The organism is Salinivibrio sp. ML198 (assembly GCF_001996015.1).
Taxonomy (GTDB): domain Bacteria; phylum Pseudomonadota; class Gammaproteobacteria; order Enterobacterales; family Vibrionaceae; genus Salinivibrio; species Salinivibrio siamensis.
Map to the genome: position 1 here is coordinate 1 of NZ_MUEZ01000059.1, position 471 is coordinate 471.

General features: G+C 49.0%; 3 tRNA genes. All 3 read right to left on the bottom strand.

Annotated elements, in window-relative coordinates:
* Nucleotides 1–180: 180 nt before the first annotated feature.
* Nucleotides 181–256: transfer RNA gene (locus tag BZG25_RS15695), tRNA-Ala, on the bottom strand.
* A 34-nt stretch (nucleotides 257–290) separates the two neighbouring features.
* Nucleotides 291–366: transfer RNA gene (locus tag BZG25_RS15700), tRNA-Val, on the bottom strand.
* Nucleotides 367–378: 12 nt separating this feature from the next.
* Nucleotides 379–454, bottom strand: a tRNA-Ala gene (locus BZG25_RS15705).
* Nucleotides 455–471 lie beyond the last annotated feature (17 nt).

Genomic DNA, 471 nt, shown 5'->3' on the forward strand with positions numbered 1-471 from the left:
GTGAGTGACATTTCTGTCACTGATTGAGAACTTTACTGTCATTCTTTAAGAATGACTTGTCAGCTTTCCAGATTGTTAAAGAGCATGTGTATTTATCAATACGATAAACCACTTTATTTTTTGCTTTCAGACAGCACTCATCGCAACAGGCGTCAACTGCTGTAAAAACAAAGAGTAAAATGGTGGAGCTAAGCAGGATCGAACTGCTGACCTCCTGCGTGCAAGGCAGGCGCTCTCCCAGCTGAGCTATAGCCCCATTTTGTTGTAGTGCTTTTCTCTTGCAGAGAAAATGGTGGGCGATACCGGGCTCGAACCAGTGACCCCCTCCTTGTAAGGGAGGTGCTCTCCCAACTGAGCTAATCGCCCATCTTCCAGACTTGGTGGAGCTAGGCGGGATCGAACCGCCGACCTCTTGCATGCCATGCAAGCGCTCTCCCAGCTGAGCTATAGCCCCGCGTCTGAGAAATGGTG